Origin of the sequence: Petrotoga sp. 8T1HF07.NaAc.6.1, from assembly GCF_016772115.1 — a bacterium.
Classification (GTDB): Bacteria; Thermotogota; Thermotogae; order Petrotogales; family Petrotogaceae; genus Petrotoga; species Petrotoga mobilis.
Genome location: NZ_AUPG01000016.1, coordinates 23,470 through 30,378 on the forward strand (window position 1 = coordinate 23,470; position 6,909 = coordinate 30,378).

At 32.1% G+C, this 6,909-nt stretch carries 7 protein-coding genes; 2 read left to right on the top strand and 5 right to left on the bottom strand.

What is annotated here, in order from left to right:
- Positions 1 to 116 precede the first annotated feature (116 nt).
- The 5 genes from NAAC61_RS09280 to NAAC61_RS09300 all read right to left on the bottom strand — a co-directional run bounded on the left by NAAC61_RS09280 (position 117) and on the right by NAAC61_RS09300 (position 3,878).
- Positions 117 to 887 carry an ElyC/SanA/YdcF family protein gene (locus NAAC61_RS09280; RefSeq protein WP_202695854.1) on the bottom strand — a complete coding sequence of 257 codons (771 nt, stop codon included), beginning with the start codon at positions 885 to 887 and terminating at the stop codon, positions 117 to 119.
- The gene (locus NAAC61_RS11390; protein WP_202695855.1) at positions 868 to 1,281 is read right to left on the bottom strand and encodes a prepilin peptidase; all 414 of its coding nucleotides are present in this window, start codon (positions 1,279 to 1,281) and stop codon (positions 868 to 870) included. Before NAAC61_RS11390 ends, NAAC61_RS09280 begins: the two co-directional genes overlap by 20 nt.
- A 60-nt stretch (positions 1,282 to 1,341) precedes the next feature.
- Positions 1,342 to 2,418, bottom strand: coding sequence for a tetratricopeptide repeat protein (locus tag NAAC61_RS09290; protein ID WP_202695856.1), 1,077 nt, complete (start codon positions 2,416 to 2,418; stop codon positions 1,342 to 1,344).
- Between the two features lie 161 nt (positions 2,419 to 2,579).
- On the bottom strand, positions 2,580 to 3,020 hold the full coding sequence (locus NAAC61_RS09295) for an Hsp20/alpha crystallin family protein (protein ID WP_202695857.1): 441 nt from the start codon (positions 3,018 to 3,020) through the stop codon (positions 2,580 to 2,582).
- 171 nt (positions 3,021 to 3,191) lie between these two features.
- Entirely contained in the window at positions 3,192 to 3,878 is a 687-nt protein-coding gene (locus NAAC61_RS09300) for a CPBP family intramembrane glutamic endopeptidase (protein ID WP_202695858.1), read from the bottom strand.
- A gap of 291 nt (positions 3,879 to 4,169) precedes the next feature.
- Between NAAC61_RS09300 and NAAC61_RS09305 the strand changes: the two genes are divergently transcribed.
- Together NAAC61_RS09305 and NAAC61_RS09310 are read left to right on the top strand one after the other, a co-directional pair.
- Positions 4,170 to 5,459 (top strand): SLC13 family permease, encoded by a 1,290-nt coding sequence (locus tag NAAC61_RS09305; protein ID WP_202695859.1) that lies wholly within the window; start codon positions 4,170 to 4,172, stop codon positions 5,457 to 5,459.
- Between the two features lie 142 nt (positions 5,460 to 5,601).
- The gene (locus NAAC61_RS09310; protein ID WP_202695860.1) at positions 5,602 to 6,891 is read left to right on the top strand and encodes an SLC13 family permease; all 1,290 of its coding nucleotides are present in this window, start codon (positions 5,602 to 5,604) and stop codon (positions 6,889 to 6,891) included.
- Positions 6,892 to 6,909: the final 18 nt, after the last annotated feature.

The window sequence follows — 6,909 nt, forward strand, 5'->3', positions numbered from 1 at the left end:
TTTCTAAAGCATTATAAAAACGTTTTGCACAAATCAGCAAAAAGCTTTTTGCACAGAACAGCACAAGGGCTTCGCCCTGCAGCCCGCCCCCTTCTTTGGCCGGCTTGGTCTAACTTTTACCCACTAATTTTAAATTTGACTAATCCCAAATATTCATGCCATGCAGACGAAGTTGCTTCTAGGAATCTCATATCCGGTAAGAAATCATACCATTTTAATTCTTCTCGGGAAATTTTATAATCCGTGGGAACGGGGACAATATTTATATTTGTGTGACTTTCGAAATAATTCATAGCTCTTGTTAAATGTATTGCGCTGGTGACTAAATATATCTTTTGTACTTCGCCGTCTTCCAATAGTTTAAGGGTAAATTCTGCATTTTGCTTTGTGTTTTTGGCAAGTGGTTCTACTAAAATATCTGTTGGTTTGACTCCCATTTTTAGCAATTCTTCTTCCATTATTTGAGCTTCTGGTATCTCTGTGCCTAGGAGTTTCCCGCCAGTTACAACAATAGGAAACTGTAATTTTTTGTAAAGTAAGAAACCTTCATATACCCTTTTCATAGCGCTATCAGATAACTCTCCGGATCCTTCCCTTGGAGTTTCGGGAATTATTCCGCCTCCAAGTACAACTATTACCCCTTTTTCTTGAGTATCATCCAACTGAGAAACATCCACAGAAGGATATCTATTTTCCAATGGTAAAACGATTATTTTTGCAAACCATCCAGAAGAAAATACATAGATTACAATGCAAACTGTTAAAAGAGGAAAAGATAATTTTTTCCTTCTTATTAGAAAGATTATTAAAAATATTATGCAGAGTGAGATAAAAATACCTGGAATTTCTATAAAAGCTGTAAAAATATCATAGAATATAACAAGCACCCCTAAAAATATATAAAATAAATGTGCTCAACATTACATAAAATCCTAATGGAATCTTGGTGACTTTCTTTTTTGTGTTCGACAAAATAATTAGGATTATGCTGATAATTATTACGGGTAATATATAAATACCAATAAGAAGAGAAAGGGCTGATAGAAACTTCACGTCTCCAAAACCCATTTTCCCATTTCGCCAATAATAAAAGGTAATTAAAAAGGTGATGATGGTAAAAATAAGATTAAAGTAATCAAAGTTTAGTAAAGCAATTGTCAAAATAACTACTATTCCTAGATCAGGAATGATAAAGGTGAAATAATCATATAACCCTATGTATAAAAGGCTATTAGCAAAAAACAGATTTTGCCAGTTAAAAGAGGTGAGTATGACAAACATATTTACAACTATATAAGATAAAACGATAATTAGGACCTTTTTATTCTTTCTCAGTGTTTTTTACACCTTTTCTATTACTTCCATTTCCTCTTTGGTTAAATTTTTGTTCAGAATTTCTTCAAGTCCATAGATGTACCACATGTACTTATCTTTTATTTCTTGGTATATACTTTTGGCTTCTTCGAATTTCTTAACCTTTAAGTAGGGGATAACCAATAACAATTTAAAGTGTTCATTTTCTTTATCTTGGTCTATATATTTTTCTAAGAAGTTTTGAACTTCTTTATATTTACCGTTTTCAAACATTACTTTAGCCCAAACTTCTATGTCGGTTGAATATTCAGGTGTTGTATTGAGAATTTCCTCTTTGAGTTCATTGGCTTCTGTAGTTCTTGATAATTTCTCATAAATAGTGGATAACTCATACTTACCCAAAACGCTGTTGGGGAATCTATTTAGGAATTTTTCTAGAATGTGGGCGGCTTTTTCATAATCTCCTTTTTGCATGTAAGCATCTGCAATCATGAAGTAAGTTACGTAATTGTTGGGTGAAAGTTCTATTTCTTTTTTCCAGATTTCAGCAGCTTTTTCGTATTCGCCTAAATTAAAGTATAGTTCACCTAATTCAGACAAAGCTGCTATATTCCAAGGGTCTAATTTAACTGCTTTTTCTAAATACTCTTCTCCCTCTTCCATTTCGCCTTTTTCTACTAGCACTGAGCCCATTAATTCGTAGGCTGGAGCGAAACTTGGATCAATTTTGAGTATAAAATCTACGACATCTTTCACGAACTCGAAGTTCTTTTTATCGGCTTCCAATAAGACCGTGTCGAATAGTCCATTCAAGGAAATATGTACTAGGTCGGAGTAATTGATTTGGAACTCAGAAAAATAAGCCAAAAATTCGGAAAGGACGAAAGGATAAATCACAAAGTTGGAGGTTAAACCGGGTAAGTGTTCAACAAGTTTTTCGATTTTCTTTGCTTCTTCAATAAATTTTGAGTTGTTTTTTAAATCTGCTTTCATTAACTCAAAATCTCCTTCGTACAAGAACTCACAAAGCAAGATTGGAAAAGGGGTTAAATCAGTTATTTGAATTTCTTCTTCTCCAATGTTAAACTTCACTATATGCTCCATGGGTATCTCCTCCTCTTTCAGTTGGATGTTGTTGCTTATATTTTTTATTATACCATAATTAAGAATTATTAAGAAAATTTATTTACAATAAGTTGCATTTAAGATTATTGAAATAATTAAAAAAAGCAGGCTTGCGCCTGCCTTCTTAATTATTGTCAGTTTTATTCAATTTTGATCTCTTTTCCTTCACCTTTAGCTGTCTCAACTTTTGGTATAGTTAGTTTTAAAACTCCATTTTCATATTCAGCTTTGATTTTATCTTTGTCAATGTATTCTGGAAGTCTTATAGTTCGTTCAATCCTACCAAAGTATCTTTCTCTCCTATATACGTTTCCTCTTTTTACTTCTTCGGATTCTTTCTTTTCTGCGGATATGGTTAATAGATCGTTGTTTAATTGAACTTTTATATCTTTTTTGTTTAAACCAGGTAATTCACATTCTACGATGTAATCATCGTCAGTTTCATATACATCCATCTCACCACGAGAGGTCGTTCCAAAAGGCAATGATCTAAAGAAGTCTTCAAACTCTCTATTGAAGAAATCAAATGGAGATAACAAGTCTTCTCTGTCATCTCTGTCGTCTCTTCTTCTTTCTAACATTTGTCACCGCCTCCCTTTTCACTGTTTATTATTTTCACTAAAATTATATATCAAAAAAATCTTTTGTGTCAAGAGAGGCTTTAAAAAAGGTTATGATTGTTTTTAATTGACAATAAAAGCTTTATATTAATACTAAATTTAAATATAATAAAAGATTTAATCACTTGTTATCTATAAGTGATAATTATTTAGGGATCGCTTCTTTAAAATAATTAAATAAGTTAGAGTTAATCCATCTGAGAGGGTATGTATTATGATAGGATAAATCAAGCTATTTGAAATTTGAAAGGTGTATCCCAAAATCGACCCCATTATGATCCTTCCTGGTAAAAGACCTATAAATTGTTTTATACTTTCTCTGCCAAAGAAGAGATTGTTTAAATGGGCAAAAACAAAAACTATTGTTGCTATGATCGTTGCATATTCAATAGAAAAAACTGAACCGGGTAAAAACATTCTTATATTTCCTTGGATAAATCCTCTATAAAATAGCTCTTCAGATGGTCCTACCACCAACCAAACATGTAATAACATAATTTTGTTATTTTGAAAACTTCCGTAGGGAATCTTCATGAGATCAGAAAGACTCATTTTTCTCATACTAAATAAAGATCCTATTATTAAAATTAAAGAAATTAGAAGCATAAACAGTCCTTTTTTAAAATTTCCTATTTGAAATCCAGCCTGTTGGAAGTTTATTGGTGAAAGATAGATAAGAAAGATTGAAATAGCAATACTGAAGATTCCTAAAATAAAATTTCCTAAATAAATACCTTTTCTTTTTAGAAAAAATCGACCTATTGCATATATTAGTAAATGGTAGATAACAACTAAGATGATAAATCTAATAAAGAGCATATATTCACCAACCTTTGTGTTAGCGCCCCTTCGCCCCGCTCCCCACCCTTCTAAGGAAAGGGACCTGTGGTCCCTTAGACCCGCTCCGCACTTTAAATGTCTGTATCTTTAATTTAATTATACAATATTAGGATGCTTAATTTTAATCAATATGATTAACCGATGCAATAAGAATTAAAAGGAAATATTGATTTATTTGACTTTGTCTTTTTTTTAAACTATAATTAGTTTGGGATATTGAATCCTTTAAAAACATTTGTAAAAAAGAATGGTTCCTTTCGGAGGAATTATATGTCAATATATGCTTTAACATCTTTGATAGTCTTCATAATAGTTGTTGTAGGAATGGTTTTTCAGAAAATAGATAGAACGCTTATTGCAATGTTGGGGGCTATTTTTCTATTAGGAGTAGGTGTATTCCCTAATCAAATTGGTGCAATAAAAGATTACGTGGATTATAACACCCTCTTGTTACTGCTTGGAATGATGGTGTTTGTGGAGACTTTAAGAAAGACAGGTATATTTACCTTTTTAGGCATTTCTATGTTAAAATTGTTTGGGAATAACACTTACACCTTATTCATTTCTCTAATTTTTTTGGTTGCTTTATTTTCTGGGTTTATCGACAATGTCACAACTGTTTTAGTTTTTATTCCAATGACTTTCGCCATTACGGATTCTTTAAACATTAATTATCTACCTTTTGTTTTAGGAGAAATTTTCGCATCAAATATTGGAGGTATGGCAACAATAATTGGTGATCCTCCTAATATTATGATTGCTTCTGCGGCAGGTTATTCTTTCTCAGAGTTCGCTCTTATTATGTATCCGGTTACATTGATCAATTTAGTATTCGCCATTCTCTTATTGATATATTTCTTCAAGGAAGATTTATCCGTTAAAATAGACAAAGAAGCGATTAAAAACTTTGATGTATCTCATATTGTAGAAAACAAAAAAGAATTCATTTTGTCTATACTTTTGTTTGGAGCGGTTATCGTAGCTTTTGCTTTACAACATGAGCTAAATTTAGAAAGTTCAACCGTTGCCTTAGCTGCTGGCTTTTTCTCGTTATTTATTCTTAGACCAAAGGATTTGAAAGATACATTATCTAAAGTTGAATGGGAAAATATTTTGTTTTTCCTTGCTTTATTTTTAATTGCCGGTGCACTTGAAGAAACGGGTATCATTAGCGCTTTTTCTAATATACTGGTCGATTTTGCTGGCAACTCTTTACTTATATTTAGTCTTTCTATTCTAACAATTTCTTCTTTCTTTACTGGTTTCTTAAATAATGTTCCTTTAGTGGCTGCAATGATACCTGTCATTGAAAAATTATCTATTTCTGAATCTTCCATATTTAGTAATCTTGACCCCATTTGGTATTCGTTATCATTGGGGGCTTGCTTGGGAGGGAACTTAACTCCAATAGCCGCTTCAGCGAACGTTATAGCGTTAGGTCTTTTAACCCAATTTAAAGGGAAAACAATTTCTTTTTGGGAGTTTTCTAAATACGGTTTGATAATATTATTAGGGAATATAGTAATTTCTGGAATATATGTAAATTTCATTTTTTTCTAACTTCTTATCCCTATAGGGTCGGCTGAGGGATGAATGGGTCCAGATTCTTTTCCTTATAGGGTGGGCTGCGGGGCGAAGGGGCGCTATTTATAAAGTTCTTAAAGACAGTAAAAATAATAACATCAGGAGGAACCTTTAATTTATGTCACCAAGTGAACTAGTAACCCTTATAGTATTCGCTGTAGTATTGTTTTTTATCATCACCCACAAAATTAACAGAACCATTGTTGCCATGTTAGGAGCTTCGGTGCTTATTATATTCGGAGTTTTTCCAGACGAAATTGAAGCCATAAGAAATTATATCGATTTCAACACCCTTCTTTTACTGCTCGGGATGATGTTATTTGTAAGCGTTATTCGTAGAACTGGCCTTTTTTCTTATGTAGGTATTAAGACTTTGAAAATATTTGGGCATAACGGATACATGTTGTTTATTTCCTTAACTTTTTTGGTTGCATTAATTTCAGGTTTCATTGATAACGTTACTACAATACTTGTTTTTATACCTATTACCTTTGCTATAACGGATTCTTTAAAAATCAATTATTTCCCTTATGTTTTAGGGGAAATTTTTGCATCGAACATTGGAGGTATGGCAACCATCATTGGTGATCCACCCAATATTATGATAGCCTCGGCTGCAGGCTTTTCTTTTTCAGAATTTGCTTTAGTTATGTACCCAATTGCATTAATGAATATCTTGTTCATGGATATGCTTTTTATATTAATTTTTAAAAAAGATCTTCAAATCAAATTCGATAAAGAGAGTATAAAAAGTTTTGATACTTCTCACTTGATCGAAGATAAAAAAAGTTTTTTCCTTTCTATAATTCTTTTTGTAAGTGTAATAATCGCTTTTTCTACTCAACATTTTTTAGGTGTAGAAAGTTCCACTATTGCCATAATAGCAGGGTTTTTCTCTTTACTAATACTAGCACCAAATCAGGTGAGGGATACTTTAAACGAAGTTGAATGGGAAAGCCTTTTGTTCTTTTTTGGTTTATTTCTTATCACAGGAGCGATGGAAGAAACAGGATTGATAGCTAATTTATCCAATGTCATGGTAAAAGTTGCTGGAGATTCGGTAAAATCTTTCTCTATGTTTATTTTACCTGTTGCTAGCGTAATTTCCGGATTTATTGATAATATCCCTTTTACAGCGACTATGATTCCAGTTGTTCAACATTTACAAGTTGTTCAGCCTGTTATTTTTAGTGATTTGAGTCCAGTATGGTATTCTCTTGCGATGGGTGCATGTTTAGGTGGAAATGCAACTTCCATCGGTGCATCCGCTAATATAATTGGACTCGCTATGTTAACCCAGTTTAAGAATAAAACTATCTTGTTCAAAGATTTTGCTAAATACGGATTTTTACTTGTATTAGGAAATATAGTTATCTCAGAAATTTATTTATTATTATTGTTTTTTTAGAAACTTTTGGTGGATTAT